Annotated in this window: 18 protein-coding genes; 14 read left to right on the plus strand and 4 right to left on the minus strand. The window is 68.3% G+C overall.

Annotated features, from left to right (window positions below; translation table 11 throughout):
* Positions 1 to 30: 30 nt before the first annotated feature.
* Positions 31 to 906, minus strand: a complete 876-nt coding sequence (locus ACWD04_RS14625) for an alpha/beta fold hydrolase (RefSeq protein ID WP_451131725.1) — start codon at positions 904 to 906, stop codon at positions 31 to 33.
* A 241-nt stretch (positions 907 to 1147) separates the two neighbouring features.
* Between ACWD04_RS14625 and ACWD04_RS14630 the strand changes: the two genes are divergently transcribed.
* From ACWD04_RS14630 to ACWD04_RS14690, 13 genes are all read left to right on the plus strand, one after another.
* Entirely contained in the window at positions 1148 to 1741 is a 594-nt protein-coding gene (locus ACWD04_RS14630) for a TetR/AcrR family transcriptional regulator (RefSeq protein WP_451131727.1), read from the plus strand.
* Between the two features lie 68 nt (positions 1742 to 1809).
* Positions 1810 to 2649, plus strand: coding sequence for a helix-turn-helix transcriptional regulator (locus ACWD04_RS14635; RefSeq protein ID WP_451131729.1), 840 nt, complete (start codon positions 1810 to 1812; stop codon positions 2647 to 2649).
* Positions 2650 to 2735: 86 nt separating this feature from the next.
* Positions 2736 to 3716 carry a helix-turn-helix transcriptional regulator gene (locus ACWD04_RS14640; protein WP_451131731.1) on the plus strand — a complete coding sequence of 327 codons (981 nt, stop codon included), beginning with the start codon at positions 2736 to 2738 and terminating at the stop codon, positions 3714 to 3716.
* 175 nt (positions 3717 to 3891) lie between these two features.
* On the plus strand, positions 3892 to 4920 hold the full coding sequence (locus tag ACWD04_RS14645) for a saccharopine dehydrogenase family protein (protein WP_451131733.1): 1029 nt from the start codon (positions 3892 to 3894) through the stop codon (positions 4918 to 4920).
* Between the two features lie 158 nt (positions 4921 to 5078).
* Positions 5079 to 5540 (plus strand): nuclear transport factor 2 family protein, encoded by a 462-nt coding sequence (locus ACWD04_RS14650; RefSeq protein ID WP_451131735.1) that lies wholly within the window; start codon positions 5079 to 5081, stop codon positions 5538 to 5540.
* 74 nt (positions 5541 to 5614) lie between these two features.
* Positions 5615 to 6505: a helix-turn-helix transcriptional regulator gene (locus tag ACWD04_RS14655; RefSeq protein WP_451131737.1), complete on the plus strand. Its 891-nt coding sequence runs from the start codon at positions 5615 to 5617 to the stop codon at positions 6503 to 6505.
* A gap of 55 nt (positions 6506 to 6560) precedes the next feature.
* A complete protein-coding gene (gene gndA, locus ACWD04_RS14660) occupies positions 6561 to 8000 on the plus strand; it encodes an NADP-dependent phosphogluconate dehydrogenase (protein ID WP_451131739.1) in 1440 nt (479 codons plus the stop codon).
* Between the two features lie 169 nt (positions 8001 to 8169).
* Entirely contained in the window at positions 8170 to 9225 is a 1056-nt protein-coding gene (locus ACWD04_RS14665) for an aldo/keto reductase (protein WP_451131741.1), read from the plus strand.
* 38 nt (positions 9226 to 9263) lie between these two features.
* Positions 9264 to 9566 (plus strand): hypothetical protein, encoded by a 303-nt coding sequence (locus ACWD04_RS14670; protein ID WP_451131743.1) that lies wholly within the window; start codon positions 9264 to 9266, stop codon positions 9564 to 9566.
* A 13-nt stretch (positions 9567 to 9579) separates the two neighbouring features.
* A complete protein-coding gene (locus tag ACWD04_RS14675; RefSeq protein WP_451131745.1) occupies positions 9580 to 10695 on the plus strand; it encodes a DNA alkylation repair protein in 1116 nt (371 codons plus the stop codon).
* A gap of 198 nt (positions 10696 to 10893) precedes the next feature.
* Positions 10894 to 11262, plus strand: coding sequence for a hypothetical protein (locus ACWD04_RS14680; RefSeq protein ID WP_451131747.1), 369 nt, complete (start codon positions 10894 to 10896; stop codon positions 11260 to 11262).
* Positions 11263 to 11491: 229 nt separating this feature from the next.
* Positions 11492 to 11899, plus strand: a complete 408-nt coding sequence (locus ACWD04_RS14685; protein ID WP_451131749.1) for a cupin domain-containing protein — start codon at positions 11492 to 11494, stop codon at positions 11897 to 11899.
* Between the two features lie 200 nt (positions 11900 to 12099).
* The gene (locus ACWD04_RS14690; RefSeq protein ID WP_451131751.1) at positions 12100 to 12480 is read left to right on the plus strand and encodes a VOC family protein; all 381 of its coding nucleotides are present in this window, start codon (positions 12100 to 12102) and stop codon (positions 12478 to 12480) included.
* Between the two features lie 89 nt (positions 12481 to 12569).
* Here ACWD04_RS14690 and ACWD04_RS14695 read toward each other — a convergent pair whose 3' ends face one another.
* From ACWD04_RS14695 to ACWD04_RS14705, 3 genes are all read right to left on the minus strand, one after another.
* A complete protein-coding gene (locus tag ACWD04_RS14695; protein ID WP_451131753.1) occupies positions 12570 to 12944 on the minus strand; it encodes a nuclear transport factor 2 family protein in 375 nt (124 codons plus the stop codon).
* A gap of 174 nt (positions 12945 to 13118) precedes the next feature.
* Positions 13119 to 13583 (minus strand): cupin domain-containing protein, encoded by a 465-nt coding sequence (locus tag ACWD04_RS14700; RefSeq protein ID WP_451131755.1) that lies wholly within the window; start codon positions 13581 to 13583, stop codon positions 13119 to 13121.
* A 209-nt stretch (positions 13584 to 13792) separates the two neighbouring features.
* Positions 13793 to 14404 (minus strand): hypothetical protein, encoded by a 612-nt coding sequence (locus tag ACWD04_RS14705; RefSeq protein ID WP_451131757.1) that lies wholly within the window; start codon positions 14402 to 14404, stop codon positions 13793 to 13795.
* Between the two features lie 338 nt (positions 14405 to 14742).
* Here ACWD04_RS14705 and ACWD04_RS14710 point away from each other — a divergent pair, with 338 nt between their 5' ends.
* Entirely contained in the window at positions 14743 to 15219 is a 477-nt protein-coding gene (locus ACWD04_RS14710; RefSeq protein ID WP_451131759.1) for a nuclear transport factor 2 family protein, read from the plus strand.
* Positions 15220 to 15428 lie beyond the last annotated feature (209 nt).

Here is a 15428-nt window from a genome sequence, read left to right on the forward strand (position 1 = left end):
CTGGGTGGACCGGTTCGAACGTCGTGCCGTTCATCGGGTGACCGTCGCTGCCTGCCGGATCAGACCGGTCACGGTGTCCGGACGGGTCAGCATGACGGCGTGGGGCGCGTTGACCTCGGTGGTGTGCGCGTGTGCGCGCTCGGCCATGAAGCGCTGGGTGGCCGGGGGCAGAGCCTGGTCCCGGCGCGTGACCAGGTACCAGGAGGGAATGCCTCGCCAAGCGGCGTTCGTCGCGGTCTCCTCGAGGGCCGTGGCGCTGATCGGCCGCTGTACGGCGGCGAGGCCGTCGGCCTTGCGTGCGGACAGGGACGCGGCGAACACGTCACGGTACTTGTCGGGCTTGATGGAGAGGTCCACGCCGCTCACGCCGTTACCCATGTCGAAGGGGGCGGGGTTCAGGGCGTCCGGTGTGGCGTGCGAGCCGGGATTCTTGGCGACCAGTGCGCTGAGTGACTCGCCCTTGTCCGGCGCAAAGGCCGCGACGTAGACGAGAGCCTTCACGTTGGGCTCCTCCGTGGCAGCCTCCCCGATGACCGCGCCGCCGTAGGAGTGCCCGACCAGGACGACCGGACCCCCGATGCTCTCGATCCGGCTCTTCACGTAGGCCGCGTCCGAGGCGAGCCCGCGCAGGGGGTTGGCGATCGCCTGTACGGGATATCCCTGGGCCTGCAACCGGTCGATCACCGGGCTCCAGCTGGAGGAGTCGGCCCAGGCGCCGTGCACGAGCAGGACGGTCGGCTTCTGCGCCGAGTGCGAGGTGGCAGCTGCGGCCGCGATGGTCTTCCCGTCGCCGGAAGGGCTGCTGGCGAGGGCGGGGACTGCGACGGCGGCCAGAGCTGCCGCGCCGGCGACCGCGAGTACGGCGCGACGGGTACGGCGTGCGGGCTGGGTGTGATGTCGGGACATGGTGTGCCTTCTCTGCTGGTGGCATGAGGAGACCCGGAGGGCTCCATGGGTAGATGGAACGTTCTATCTACGTCGCTGACCGTACTGCTCGCTCTCGTGATCGTCAATCGACGACTGAATCGCTGAAAGTTGGGATAAGTGCAAGGAGTTAGCTGGCGGTGAGTCATCTGACCCCGTGGGGTCGGGGGTGCGGCCGCCTCGCCGTTCTGCTGAAGAACGGTCGTTCCGGTAGAGTGGTGCAATGACTCCGCCGCCCCAAGCCCCCGCGACAGCGTCTCCGGCCCGAGCCCGGCTCCTGGAGACGGCCTCCGCCATTTTCTACGCCGACGGCATCCGTCACGTCGGCGTGGACCGCATCATCGCTGAGGCTCAGGTCACCCGGGTCACCTTCTACCGCCATTTCCCCAGCAAGGAAGACCTCGTGCTCGCCCATGTCGAGCAACGCGACCAGCAGATCAGGTCGGTGGTGACGGAGGCGTTCCGGACGAGTACCGATCCCGAGGCCCTGCTGCTCATGATGATGGCGGGCATCGGTGCGGAGATCTGCGGGCCGGGCTTCCGTGGCTGTCCGTTCATCAACGCCGCCGCCGAGTACCCGGGCCCCGAGCATCCTGTCCGGCAGGCGGTCCAGGCCCACCGGACCTGGTTCCGGCAGACGGTCCTGAACCTCGTGACCGCTGCGGGCTGCACCGACAGCGAGCACACCACCGCGGTGCTGATCCTCCTGCGGGACGGTGCGATGACTGGGGGAGATCTGGACGATCCGCAATCGGTGCGTGAGCACTTGATGCGGACTGTCTCCGCCGTTCTTGAGGACGGGCGGAAAGCCCGGTAGAGAGGGCCGTGTCCGCCCGGCCGATCCCTGCATCATGCTCCCGTTCACCCCAACCGACAGGTCGGAAAGTGCAGCAGCCACAGAACGAACTCGGCGCCTTCCTGCGCGCGAACCGCGCCCGCACCGAGCCCACCGACGTGGGTCTGCCCGCCGGTGGGGGCAGCCGGAGAGTCAAGGGTCTGCGGCGGGAAGAGGTGGCTGTGCTCGCCGGCGTGAGCGTCGACTACTACGCGCGCCTGGAACAGGGGCGCGAGCGTCACCCCTCGCCGCAGGTGGTCGATGCGGTGGGGCGGGCGATGCGCCTGACACCGGACGCGCGGACCCATCTCTTCCGGCTGGCGGGCCTTCACCCCGCGCTCACCTCGGCCGCGGGCCGTGACCTGGTTCACCCCTCCCTGCTGCACCTCCTGGACGCCTTTCCCGCGGCTGCCGCCTACGTGCTGAGCCCCGCCTTCGACGTCCTCGCGAAGAACGCGATCGCCACCGCGCTCCTCGCACCCTTCGAGGGCACCTCGAACATGGTCCGGGTGCTGTTCCAGCACCCGCGTGCGCGAGAGGTCTTCGTCGAGTGGCCCGTCGTGACGCGCGCCACGGTGCACGCGCTGCGGCTGCACGCGGGACGGTTCCCCGACGACCCCGGCATCAGCGGGCTCGTGGCCGAGATGTCGCAGGAATCACGGGACTTCCGAGGGCTGTGGCAGGAGAACGAGGTCGAGAGCATGACCCGCGCGTACAAGGTCTTCGTGCTGCCCGGCCCCGGTCGTATCGAGCTGACGTACCAGACCTTCGACGTCCACGACGCTCCAGGACAGCAGCTTCTGGTCGGTGTGCCCGAGCCCGGCAGTGCGAGCGCCGCTGCGATCGCGTCCCTCCTGGCACCGGCCGAGCGCGGCGTGACCACAGCGTGATGCCGTGCCGGCGCACGTGGCAGTTTCTGTGCCGCCCCGATCCAGCCGGGACCACGCCCGCCGTGGGACCCGGATAGGTTCGGTCCGTGATCGCTACCTCTGCCCGGCTGCTTCGGTTGGTGTCCTTGCTGTCGAGCAGGCCCACCTGGTCCAACGCGGAACTCGCACAGCAACTGGACGTCACCGAGCGCACGGTGCGCCGGGACGTCGACAAGCTGCGTGAGCTCGGCTACGGCGTGGAGTCCGTACCGGGGCCGGGTGGCGGCTACCGCTTCGGTGCGGGCAACCGCATGCCGCCGCTGAGCCTGGACGACGACGAGGTGTTCGCCGTAGCAGTGGCGCTCCGGGAAGCCGCACACGGTGCGGCACTCGGCGCCGACCCGGCAGCACTGTCGGCCCTGCTGAAGCTCCGGCAGATCCTTCCGGCTCGGATGGCGAGGCGCCTGGCGGGCCTGGACGCCACCGTAGAACACACCCCGCGCTGCGAGACCCCGAGGGCGTCCGCCGACGTGCTGTTGCTGCTGGCCTCCGTCTGCCGGGCATCCGAGCGCACCACACTCACCTACCGCGACATGCACGGCACTACCACGGTCCGGTGCGTCGATCCGCACCGCCTCGTGTACACCGGCGCCCACTGGTACTTCGTGGCCCGCGACGTCGAACGATCGGCCTGGCGGACGTTCCGGGCCGACCGGGTGGTGGGGGTCGAGTCCACCGGGGAAGTGATCGAGGTCCCGGACGCCCCGGACGCCGCGCAACTGGTCGCCGACACCATCACTCGCACCGGATACCCCTTCTTCGCCCGAGTCCGGATCCCGCTGCCCTACGACGATGCCCGACGCCTGGTAGCACCCATCGTCGCCACCCACGAACCCGACGGGCCGGACGCGACGGTCATCAGCATCGGCGGGTCCGACCCCGACCAGCTCGCCGGTTACCTCCTCAGCCTGCGCACACCGCTGGAAATTCTGTCCCCCGACTCCGTTCGCGAGGCACTGCTCGCCCGGCTCGACGCCCTGTACCAAGGCAACGAAACGGGCCGGCAGGGAACCGGTCGGCAGCAGTGACGATCTGCTCGTGGCGACCGGGCGGGCCCCCAAGCAGACCGGTGAGAGATCAGGACCGGAGGTGTCCGGATCTGCTCCTAGCCTGGATGCAACGCACACAGCGCCGAGCGTGTCACCGCGCTCAGGACCGGCCTTTCCGCAGTCCCCACCTCTTACCGATTCATGGGAGCGCAGCATGTCAGCCACCCCCCGCCTGCTGGTCTACGGAGCCACCGGTTACACCGGGCGTCTCGTCGCGGAGCACGCCAAGGAGTCCGGCCTCGACATCGTCGTGGCCGGACGCAACCAGGAGCGTGTCAAGGCACTCGGTGAGGAACTCGGTGTGGAGAGCCGCGCCTTCCCGGTCGACGACCCCGCACTCCTGCGCGACGCGCTCGACGGCATCACCGTCGTCCTGAACGTCGCCGGCCCCTTCCACCGCACCGCGGGCCCGCTGATGGACGCCTGCATCGACAAGGGTGTGCACTACCTCGACACCACCGCCGAATACGACGTGTTCGCCGCCGCGCGCTCCCGGCACGCCGAGGCCGCGGCCGCCGGCGTGATGGTCATGTCCGGCGCCGGCTGGGACGTCGTGCCCAGCGACTGCGTTGCCGCTCACGCCGTGGCGCGTGTCGCCGAGCCCGTCGGTCTGCGCCTGGCGCTCAAGCTCCTCAGCGCAACCCCCGAGGAGTCGGAGGGGCTAAACCTTTTCTCGCGCGGGTCCATCGTCAGCGCCACAGAGGGCATCGGTGACCTGGGCGTGCTGGTCCGCCAGGACGGGGACATCGTCGCGCTGCCGGAGCCCAAGGCTGCCGCGTTCGACTTCGGTGACGACGGGCTCGAAGAGTGCGTCTCCGTGTCCATGGGCGACCTGATCACCAGTCACTACGCCACCGGCGTCCCCTCGATCGAGGTCTATGTGCAGCTCGGCCAGCCGCTCCCCATCGACCTGGACCTCTCGACGCTGCCCGACGGTCCTACCGCCCAGGAGCGGGAGGTGGGGCGCAGCAAGGTCGTAGCCGAGGTCACCGGCCGGGACGGCAGCGTGGTCCGTTCCCTGATCGACACACCGACCGGTTACCGGTTCACCCAGCTGTCGTCCGTGGAGATCGCCCGCCGCGTGTTGGCCGGTGCCTTCACGCCCGGCTTCCAGTCGCCTTCCTCCGCCTACGGCCCCGAACTGGCGCTCGCCGTAGGCGACTCGCAGATCAAGGACCTGTAGGGAGCACCGCGGATGGGCAGGCCCACCCGCGGAGCCGAGTGGAACATGGGTGTGTGGCACCCAGGAAGACAGGTCCTTCCTGGCCGGTCGCCGCGCGAACAGACTGAGGGTGTTCGCCCGCCGGGGCGAGCGAATACCCCTGTCGAAAGGCCACTGCCATGCCTGCTTCCACCCCTTCGATCTCCAGCGCCCGACAGATCGAGAACCTCATCGCCCGCTACTCGCACCTCGTCGACGAGGGCGACTTCGCGGAGTTCGGCGCACTCTTCGAGACTGCGGAGTTCGTGTCGGGTGAGGTGAGCCTCCGCGGCGGGAAGGCCATCGAGGACCTGATCAGCTCGATGCTGGTCGTGCACGACGACGGGACCCTGCGTACCCGGCACATCACGACGAACATCCTCATTGAGGTGAACGAGGACGACGACAGCGCCGAAGCGCGGTCGTACTACAACATCCTCCAGGCAGTGCCCGGCCTCCTGCCGCTGCAGATGGTGGCGGGCGGGCGCTACCGCGACCGCTTCGAGCGGCGTGAGGGTACGTGGACCTTCGCCCGGCGGGAGGTCACCATCGACTTCACCGGCGATACCCGCTACCACCTCAAGACGCAACAGGACGCCTGAAGTGCGCCGATGGGCTCGCTCGCGTGTCGCATTCCCACTCCAGGTGCGCCGGCAGGGAAGGAGTGCGGATGCGGATGAGCATCCACGTGCCGTCCATGGGCCCTTCGGGCTCGGCACGAAGCGGGAGCGCCGAGGAGCCACGGGACAACTCCCTGGGAGAGTTCCTCCGGGCCTGCAGGTCCCGGCTGTCTCCCGCGGACGTCGGCCTGGGCGCCGGTGGTTGTCGCCGTCGGGTGGATGGACTGCGCCGGCAGGAGGTGGCGGTCCTCGCACATGTCAGCGTCGACCACTACAGCCGACTGGAGCAAGGCCGGGAGCGACACCCTTCGCCCCGGATCGCCGAATCCCTCACCCAGGCCCTTCGTCTGAGCCCGGATGCGCGAAGCCACCTTTTCCGTCTCGCCGGACTCAACCCGAACCTGCGTCCCGACACCGCCCGCGGACAGGTGCACCCGGAACTGCTGCACATCCTGGACGCTTCTGACCAGGCCGCGGCCTACGGGCTGAGCCCCTGCTTCGACATCCTGGCGGCCAACGCACACGCCCAGGCACTGCTGTCCCCCTTCGTCGGTAGCGAGCAGAACCTGATCCGGATCCTCTTCACGCACCCCAGGGCACGGAGCTACTTCCCCGAATGGCCTGTGGCCGCCGCCGGCTCGCTGCACACGCTGCGTCTCAACGCCGCCCGGCTGCCTCGGGACGCCGACATCATGGACCTCGTCACCGGCCTGTCCGCCGGGTCGGCCGACTTCGCAAGAAGGTGGGAGGACGGTGCGGCAATCGGACTCGACCGCGCGTACAGAAGCGTGGTGCACCCGGCAGCCGGACAAATCGAGCTCTCGTACCGCGTCCATGACGTGGCGGCCGTCCCGGGACAGCACCTGCTGGTCGGAGCTCCCGCCCCGGGAAGTCGCAGCGCCGAGGCCTTCACCTACCTCGCGGCCATGGGCGGACAGCAGCCATGACAACCACGACCACCTACTCGTACTCCCCGTACAGGTGGCAGAGAAAGAGATCATCATGAACACACGTGCGCACATCGGAGTCACCGGGCTCGCGGTGATGGGCCGCAATCTGGCCCGCAACTTCGCCCGCCACGGCTACACGGTCGCCGTCCACAACCGGACCGCGTCGCGTACCAGGGCCCTCATGGAAGAGTTCGGTCACGAGGGCACCTTCGTGCCGGCCGAAACCGCCCGGGATCTCGTCGATGCCCTGCAGCGTCCCCGCCGCCTCATGATCATGGTGCAGGCTGGGGCGGCCACGGACGCGGTCATCGATGAGTTCGCCCCGCTCCTGGAGTCCGGGGACATGATCATCGACGGTGGGAACGCCCACTTCGCCGACACCCGGCGTCGTGAGACGGCTCTGCGGGCACGCGGTATCCACTTCGTCGGAGCAGGCGTCTCCGGCGGTGAGGAGGGTGCCCTGAACGGGCCGTCCATCATGGTGGGCGGTTCGAAAGAGGCCTACGCCGTCCTGGGTCCCATGTTCGAGAGCATCAGTGCTCATGTCCACGGGGAGGCCTGCAGCACGCACATCGGGTCCGACGGTGCCGGTCATTTCGTGAAGATGGTCCACAACGGCATCGAGTACGCCGACATGCAGCTCATCGCCGAAGCCTACGACCTGCTCCGTCAGGTGGCCCACTACAGTCCGGCCGAGATCGCCGAGATCTTCCGCACCTGGGACAAGGGCCGACTGAACTCCTATCTGATCGAGATCACCGCCGAGGTGCTCTCGCACACGGATGCCGACACCGGCAGGCCCTTCGTCGACGTGGTCGCCGATGCCGCCGGACAGAAAGGCACCGGCCGCTGGACCGTACAGACCGCTCTCGACCTCGCCTCCCCGGTCACCAGCATTGCTCAGGCGACCTTCGCACGCGCAGCGTCCGGACAGTCCGCCCTGCGTACTGCCTACCGTCCGCTGCCCGGCGGCATGCACATACCGAAGAGCCGCTCCGAGGCAGAACGCTTCACGTCACAGGTTGAGCAGGCGCTGTACGCCTCCAAGGTCATCGCATACGACCAGGGCTTCACGATGATCCAGGACGCCGCGCTCGCATACGGGTGGGACATCGACTTCGGAGCGGTGGCCGGCATCTGGCGAGGTGGCTGCATCATCCGCGCCGCCTTCCTCGATCGCATCCGCACTGCGCACAAGGCCGCCCCCGACCTCGTCAGCCTGCTTGCTGAGCCCGGGTTCGCCGAGGAGATCACCGCAGCCCAGGTCCCCTGGCGCGAGGTCGTCGCCACCGCTGCCCGACGTGGTGTCCCCGCTCCCGTGTTCGCCGCGGCACTGTCGTACTACGACACGCTGCGGGCCGACCGGCTGCCCGCCGCGCTGCTGCAGGGCCAGCGGGACTATTTCGGCGCTCACACCTACCGGCGTATCGACCGGCAGGGCGCCTTCCACACGCACTGGGCGCACCCCGACCGCCCTGAGACAGACGTCTGATCCGGACCGTCACGTCCACGGTCACCGGCGGTCTGCCTGGGTGTGGCACACCCACCCTCGTGCAACCTCCCTCTTCGGGGCCCTGTCGGCGAGTGTGGAGTCCACACCCCACCGCGGACCATGTCCGCATCCGCAGTTCTGAGACTCCGAGAACCCAGAAGGAAACACCATGTCGCTCACCTCGTACCGCACCCTCGGCCGCTCCGGGCTCCGCGTGAGCCCTCTCGCCTTCGGCGCGATGAACTTCGACGACGGCAGCTGGGGCTCCGGCCCCGGAACCTCGTTCGGGCTGCTGGACCACTACCTCGACGCCGGTGGCAACTTCGTGGACACCGCGAACATGTACAACGGCGGCGCCTCCGAAGAAACTTTGGGCCGCTACTTCGCCCAGCGTCCCGGCCGCCGTGACCGCGTCGTCCTGGCGACGAAGTTCGGCGGCAGCATGGCGGCCGACGATCCCAACTCCGGCGGTGCCGGCCGCAAGGCGATCCGCGCCCAACTGGACGCATCTCTGCGGCGGCTGAACACCGACTACGTCGACCTCTACTGGATGCATCAGTGGGACCGGCACACTCCCTTCGAGGAGACCCTGTCCACCCTCACCGATCTGGTCCGCGCGGGGAAGATCAACGCCATCGGCCTGTCCAACGTGCCCGCATGGTGGGTCGCCGAAGCCGCCACCACCGCCCGGCTGCGGGAGTGGGAGCCCGTCGCCGCACTCCAGGTCGAGTACTCCCTGCTCGCCCGCAGCGTCGAGGGCGAGACCTTCGGAGCCGCCCGCCGCTTCGGACTCGGCATCACACCGTGGAGTCCGCTGGCCAGCGGCGTCCTGTCAGGCAAGTACTCGCGCACCACCACCGAGGTGGCCGGTTCCGGGCGCACCGCGTACGCCGCCTCCTACCTGAGCGAACCGACCTACGTCCTCCTCGACGCCCTGCGGGAGATCGCCGACAGCCTCGGTACGACCGTGGCAGCGGTGGCGCTGGCCTGGGTGCGGCAGCGCTCCGAGGTTACGTCCACCCTGGTCGGCGCCCGGACGCAGGAGCAGCTGGCCGCCAATCTCGCCTCGCTCGACGTCACGCTCACCGACACGCAGATCACCGAACTGAACAGCCTCACGGCGCCCACCCTCGACTACCCGCACAGCATGATCGGGTCCATGGTCGGCTTCCAGCAGGGTGACACCACGGTCAACGGCCTGTCCTCCAAGGCGTTCGTCCGCTGACCGCATCAACAGCGCTACGGACGAGAACGGAACACACCATGGTCGAGACACTTGAGATCACCACCTTGCGCCCGGCCCCGGGCCTCTCAGCCGACGACTTCGTGCAGGCGAACGCGGACATCGACGCCTATCTGAAGCGACAGCCCGGCTTCCTGTGGCGACGCATCGTCGAGACCGACGACGGACGTGTCATCGACATCGTCGCCTACGACAGCCTGCCGCACGCCCGCGCCGGTGCCGCCGGAATCACCGGCGAAATGGCGGACTCTCCCGTCCACTCCACGATCGACCACGACAGCGTGGACTGGCAGCTCACCACTGCACTGCACCACGTCACATGACGGAGAGACCAGCATGCCGTTCGCCGACGAACTCATCAGCCGCCACACCGTGCGAAGCCTCACGCACGCCATTCGGGCCGCCGCTCCGGACACCACCCTCACGGCACTGCACGCGGCAGCACGGCAGATCGGCCCGCTGCCTCTCAGGCAGCGCGTCGACCTGCTGCGCGACGCACTGCTGACCGACCTGCCGGGCGATTACGCCACACTCGCCCGGACCGTACGCACCGCCCGCGACACCGCGCCGCAGTTCACCGGATGGCTGATCTGGCCGGTCACCAGCGCGGTCGCCACCCGCGCAGTCCAGGAAGGCGAGGCCGCCGCCTTCGACGACGCGATGACGCTCCTCGCCGAGCTCACCGGGCGGCTCTCCTCAGAGTTCGCGCTCAGGACGCTGCTGCGACACGATCTCGACCGGGCGCTCGGCCCCATCGTGGGCGACTGGACCGGATCGGCGGACCCCGACGTGCGCAGGCTCGCTTCCGAAGGCACCCGTCCCTACCTGCCCTGGGCGGTACGGGTCCCGCAGATCCTGGCCCGTCCCGGCGTGACCGTCCCCATCCTGGAAGCCCTCTACCGGGACGAGAGCGCATACGTACGCCGCTCGGTCGCCAACCACCTCAACGACCTCAGCCGCGACCACCCCGAGGTCGTCGTCGACACGGCACGCCGCTGGCTGGACAGTCCTGACGCCACCACGGAACGCCTGGTACGGCACGGGCTGCGCACCCTTCTCAAGCGCGGCCACCCCGGTGCGCTGGAACTGCTCGGCTTCGCTCCCGCGGTCCTGGACGTGGTCGGGCCCCGACTGGACCGGGACGTCGTCCCTCTTGGCGCGAGCGTCCAGCTCACCGCCTCGATCCGCAACGTCGGTGCTTCCGTGGCGCGGCTGACGATCGACTACATCGTGCATCACCGCAAGGCCAACGGAACCCGGACTGGCAAGACCTTCAAACTCACCACCCGAACCCTCGCACCGGGCGAACAGACGGAGGTGATGCGGGAGCACTCGTTCCGGCCGATCACGACACGCCGCTACTACCCCGGGCGGCATGCGATCTCCCTCCAGATCAACGGAGTCGAGTCCGACCGCACCGAATTCGAACTGGTCCCCACGGACGCACCGTGACGCGCGGCCAGGGAGGAAGCAGGGCGGTCTCAGGAACCCGGCATGCGATCACCCCCACGTCCGCCAGCGCATCGGTCGCAGGCATCACCCGTATGCCGAAAGACCGAATCACCCGACCCGGCAACCTGCACCAGAACCATTGATATCTGCGTCCAGCGTCGCCAATGACACCGGCCAGCTCTCCGGAAGGACACCCAGATGAACGAGACACCGCACGACGAGAAGGCCGGCCTCGTCGAGGCCGACGACAGGGCGCTGAAGGTCCGGGCCCGGTACGAGGAGATCGAGCAGCGCGTACTGGGCCGGACATGGACTCTGCCGGAGCTCGCGCTCGGCTTCACCAACGATGCCGCCTACGTCGGGCGCCTGGTGCTCGCCGCCGAGCGCACCTGGGGCATCGACGGCGACGTGGACGCCGAACTGCGGCACAAGCTGGCCGAGTGCCTGTGGTGGGTCTTCGTGCTCGCCGACCGACTCGACGTCGACATGCCGGAAGCCTACGAGGCCACTATGGACCGCATCAGCGACGGCCTGCGGCGGACCCTGGAAAGCATGCCCAAGGGCTGACATACCACGGTCGTCAGCGTCGTAGCCGCCGATTTCCACGAGGGTGCCGTCGGGCCCGTCCGGGCGGTGGACGCCCATCGTGGTGGGGATGAGCCGCACTGCTCGGTCCTGGGGCAGAGGCACGCGAACCGTCGTGTCGCAACAGACGGGCAGAGGTACTGATCACAGGCGGAGGTCTTCCCCATGACCAGGACTGAAGCTGTCCTGATCTCGCCGTAGCGTCTTCTCCATGACCACAGAACACACCACCGCACGCGAACTCGGCCGCCCGCAGCACCGGATCTGGAGTGAGATCGAGCCGACGCCTCTGGGGGACTTCGGCAACCGGATCATGATCAAAGCGCTGACCGCCGACAAGGCACAGGTACTGCACGTGGCGATCGCGGCGGACACGGTAATCCCCAATCCCGCGGATCCGAGCGAGCAGGAAGTCCACCCGATGGAGCAGATCGACGTCATCCTGACCGGTCGCATGGCGTACGTGGTCGACGGAAAGGAGCGTGTCCTGGGGCCGGGCGAGGCACTTGGCATCCCGGGTGGAGTGCCCCACTCCGCGGTCGCGCTCGAGGACACCACCATGATCGAGGTCTTCACACCGATCCCGGACTTCCCGACCGGTGAAGTGCGCACACCGTGAGCGCGGTGTCGCGCAGATTCACATGCGACGGCGCCTCAGCGCGGGCGCGCCGGCGCTTCGTCAGGTCCGGCACGCGCTGAAACGGAACACGTGTACAACCGCACAGGAACGTGAACGTTCGGCGGTGCCGGGCATAGCCCGGCACCGCCGAACGACAGTCAGCACCGTGCGGGGCCGGCCCCGCCAGCAAGGAGCCTCTGATGAGCGCCCATACCGATACCGATCCTGCGATCCGCTACCTGGCCGTCACCTTCGACTGTCCCGACCCCGCCGAGCTGGCCCGCTTCTACGGTGAGGCACTCGCCCTGCCTGTCACTCTTTCCACCGACGGTTTCGTGCTGCTGGGCCGTGACGGGTCACCCGGGCTGGGCTTCTACCGCGTCGAGGACTACCAGCCCCCCAGCTGGCCGGACTCCTCCGTACCGAAGCAGGCTCACCTCGAACTGGGCGTGGATGACCTGGACACCGCCCAGGCCAGGCTCATCGCGCTGGGAGCCGTCGAAGCGGAGGTGCAACCGCTTCCCGAGCGGCGGCGAATACTGTTGGACCCCGCGGGGCACCCTTTCTGCATCATCCTGTGAGGCCACGCTCACGTTTCTGCGGACGCAGGCCGCGGGCTTCGGGGTCCGAGTGTTGTCGTTCGCCGGTGCGGTGAGCACGCGCCGGCGCCTCAGCTGTGCTGACTGACGGGGATGTAGTTGGCGTACGCCTCGATGCGGGTGATCAGGCCGGCGCCGTCGAAGCCGAAGTGGACCGCGGCGTGCACCTCACCACGGCTGCCGTCGTTCGTTGTCACGCGCACGACGTGCTGCTGGAGGACCTCGCCCGGCTGGGAGAGCTGGCGGAGAATTTCGTAGCGGATCGATTCGTAGGAGCCGATCTGCCGTCTCAACCCCTCAAAGTACTCGTCGAGCGTCTCATCACCCTTGCCGTCGTTGTGCCAGACGGTGGCCTCCTCGGAGCACAGCGCACGCGCGGTCTCCCAGTCGGACTTCTCCAGTGAGCGAAGGTAGGTGATGACCTTGTCTTTGAGGTTTTGGCTCATGGAAGTCCCTTTTCTGATGGAAGCTGCGGGGCGCCGGCAGGGCAGGGGGCGTTCCGGTCGGACCGGACGCTCGGTGCGGCCGACGTGAGGAGCGGCGACCGGAGTCGGTGGCCGATTCCCTCGTTTCTCGGGGCGCTGGTCTCTCGGTGACGATGACCGGGCGCCGCCCGGGGTTCATGCGGGCGGCGGGCCGTCGTGGTTCACGATCCCGTACTCCGACGCGAGGTCGGTGTGCTCGGAGTCCGCACGCGCGTCGGCGGCTCCGACCGTGTGGAAGAGCCCCTCGACGGCTCCGGGGTTGTTGATGACGAGGACCTCCGCGGTCGGTGTGATCGTCTGAAAAGTGTGCGGGACCAGCCGGGACACGTAGATGTAGGCCCCTGCTTCGGCGTCGTGCACCTCGCACTCGTCCAGCGAGGTCGACCCGACCCAGAACCGGACGCGGCCGGACAGGACCACCCAGCTCTCGTCCTCCCGGCTGTGAGTGTGCAAGGGCGGCGCATCCTCGCGGCCGACGGTGAGACGCATGACGCTGACCGCCCCGCTCGTCTCGGCGTTGGTCGCCACCTGCTCGATGACGTTGTCGTAGTAGGGGAAGTCCTGGCCGTCGCCTGGGTTTCGTACGAGGGCGATGCTCATGCTGCTGTCTCCTTCCGACGAGCGGCGGCAATGAGGCGGCCGGTTCGTCGAAGCCGATGTGGTTGGCGCTGCGGCGCACGGGCGGAATTCGGCGGTGCGGTCCGTACGGCGGGTATGCCCGCGCGCCATGGTGATGAGGGCACACCGGCGCCAGAGCGCACGGTGATGCTTTGAGGCTGCTCGGTGTCACGGCCGGCCGAGCCGTCGGCTCAGGTCGTCGGCGACTGCGGTGGCTGACGGATCCAGTCGGGGAGGAGGGCGTACAGACGGACAGCGATCTCTTCCGGGTCGCAGTCGGTGTTGCCACCGACGGCGGCAGAGAAGACTCCGTGCACGCCGGAGGCGGTGAATACGTCCTCGACCGAGTTGTGCGGGCCGGATTCCCGCTCGTCGACACCGAGGTCGCGCCGAAGAGCGCGGAGCTGCTCCAGGAGAAGGTCGCCGATCCCCATCAGGCCGCTCGACGATCGCCAGGTCGAAGCCAGCAGGAAAAGGCTCCTGCGCTGCCTGAGGGAGTCGAGCATGGCGTTCAGCGTCGCCACTGCCACGGCGGTCGGGTCCGCGCCCATCTGTCGATCGCCGATGTTCAGGACGTGGAGGGCGCGGAAATCGTCTGCGATCACGTACACCGCTGCCTCTTCGACGGAGTCGAAGTGGTTGTAGAAGGTGGCGCGGTGGATGCCGGCGGCTTCCGAGAGGGCGGAGACCGACGGGCACGACTGCGTCTGCTGCATGAGGTCGGCAAGTGCATCGGCGATCGCCCGTCGCGAGCGCGTGAAGCGCGGGTCCGCGTCGTTTGCCGGGGGCTGATCACTCACCATGGACGCACTTTACTTCGCGGGTGATCGCAGCGCTTCACCCCCCTGAGCCCCGAGGGCAGCCGTCGCGGACCGGCCATCGGCAGGTACGCCAAGGGCGCCTCGCAGGCGCCGACGAAAAGACTCAGGTGTCGCCTCCGTGCGGCGCGCGGCCGGCAGGGCGGCACGGGAAGGTCCAATCCTCTGCCGCCTCCGGTGACGGCCGTCATTCGAATACTGGGATTCATGTCGGACATGACGCTCCTTCTGTCGGGGTCGCTCTCGAAGCTACCACTATTCGACACCTGTCGCTTAGTGGTCTACGGTGGATCGTGTACCGACCCGCCGAGTAAGGAAGCACCATGTCGACAACAGGTAGCAGCACCTCCACCACGGCAATCGCGGACAAGTTCGCAGTGGTGGAGACCATCTACCGATATGCAGCCGGCCTCGATCTGCGTGACAAGGACCTTCTCGTGTCCGCTTTCACAGAGGACGCGGTAGCCGATTTCGGTCCGGCCACGAAGAAGGCGGGCCAGGAGTACCCCCCGGTGGAAGGCCGCGAGACCATCGCCGCAGCCCTGTTGGCCTCGCTCAGTTACTTGGACACCACGCACTCCGTGAGTAACCCGCGCGTGAGCCTGGACGGCGACAGGGCGAACCTCGAAGCGATCGTGGCGTGCCAGCATCTGCCCCGAGAGGACCACTCCCGCAACGTCCTCATGACCAACCGCTACGACGTCGAACTTGTCAGGAGCGGCGACGTCTGGCTCATCCAGCACGTCACCGTCGACAACGCCTGGACCCAAGGGGACCCCACCGTTCTCGCTGGAATCTAGGAAGCTGCCTGGCGGCAGGCCGTCTCCGCATCGTTTCGGTCCCAGAGGGTCAAAGCCTGCGCGCTTCAGCCGACACGTTGCGGCAGTAGGCCCGGCCCCGACGCACTCCATGCCTGCGGCGCATGCCCTGATCATTTCGTCGTCGACAGGCGGCAGCGGCCGAGAGGCGCCGCAGGCAGCCGGGACTCCCTGTCACTCTCCCCACCACG

Source organism: Streptomyces sp. NPDC002911 (assembly GCF_053591835.1).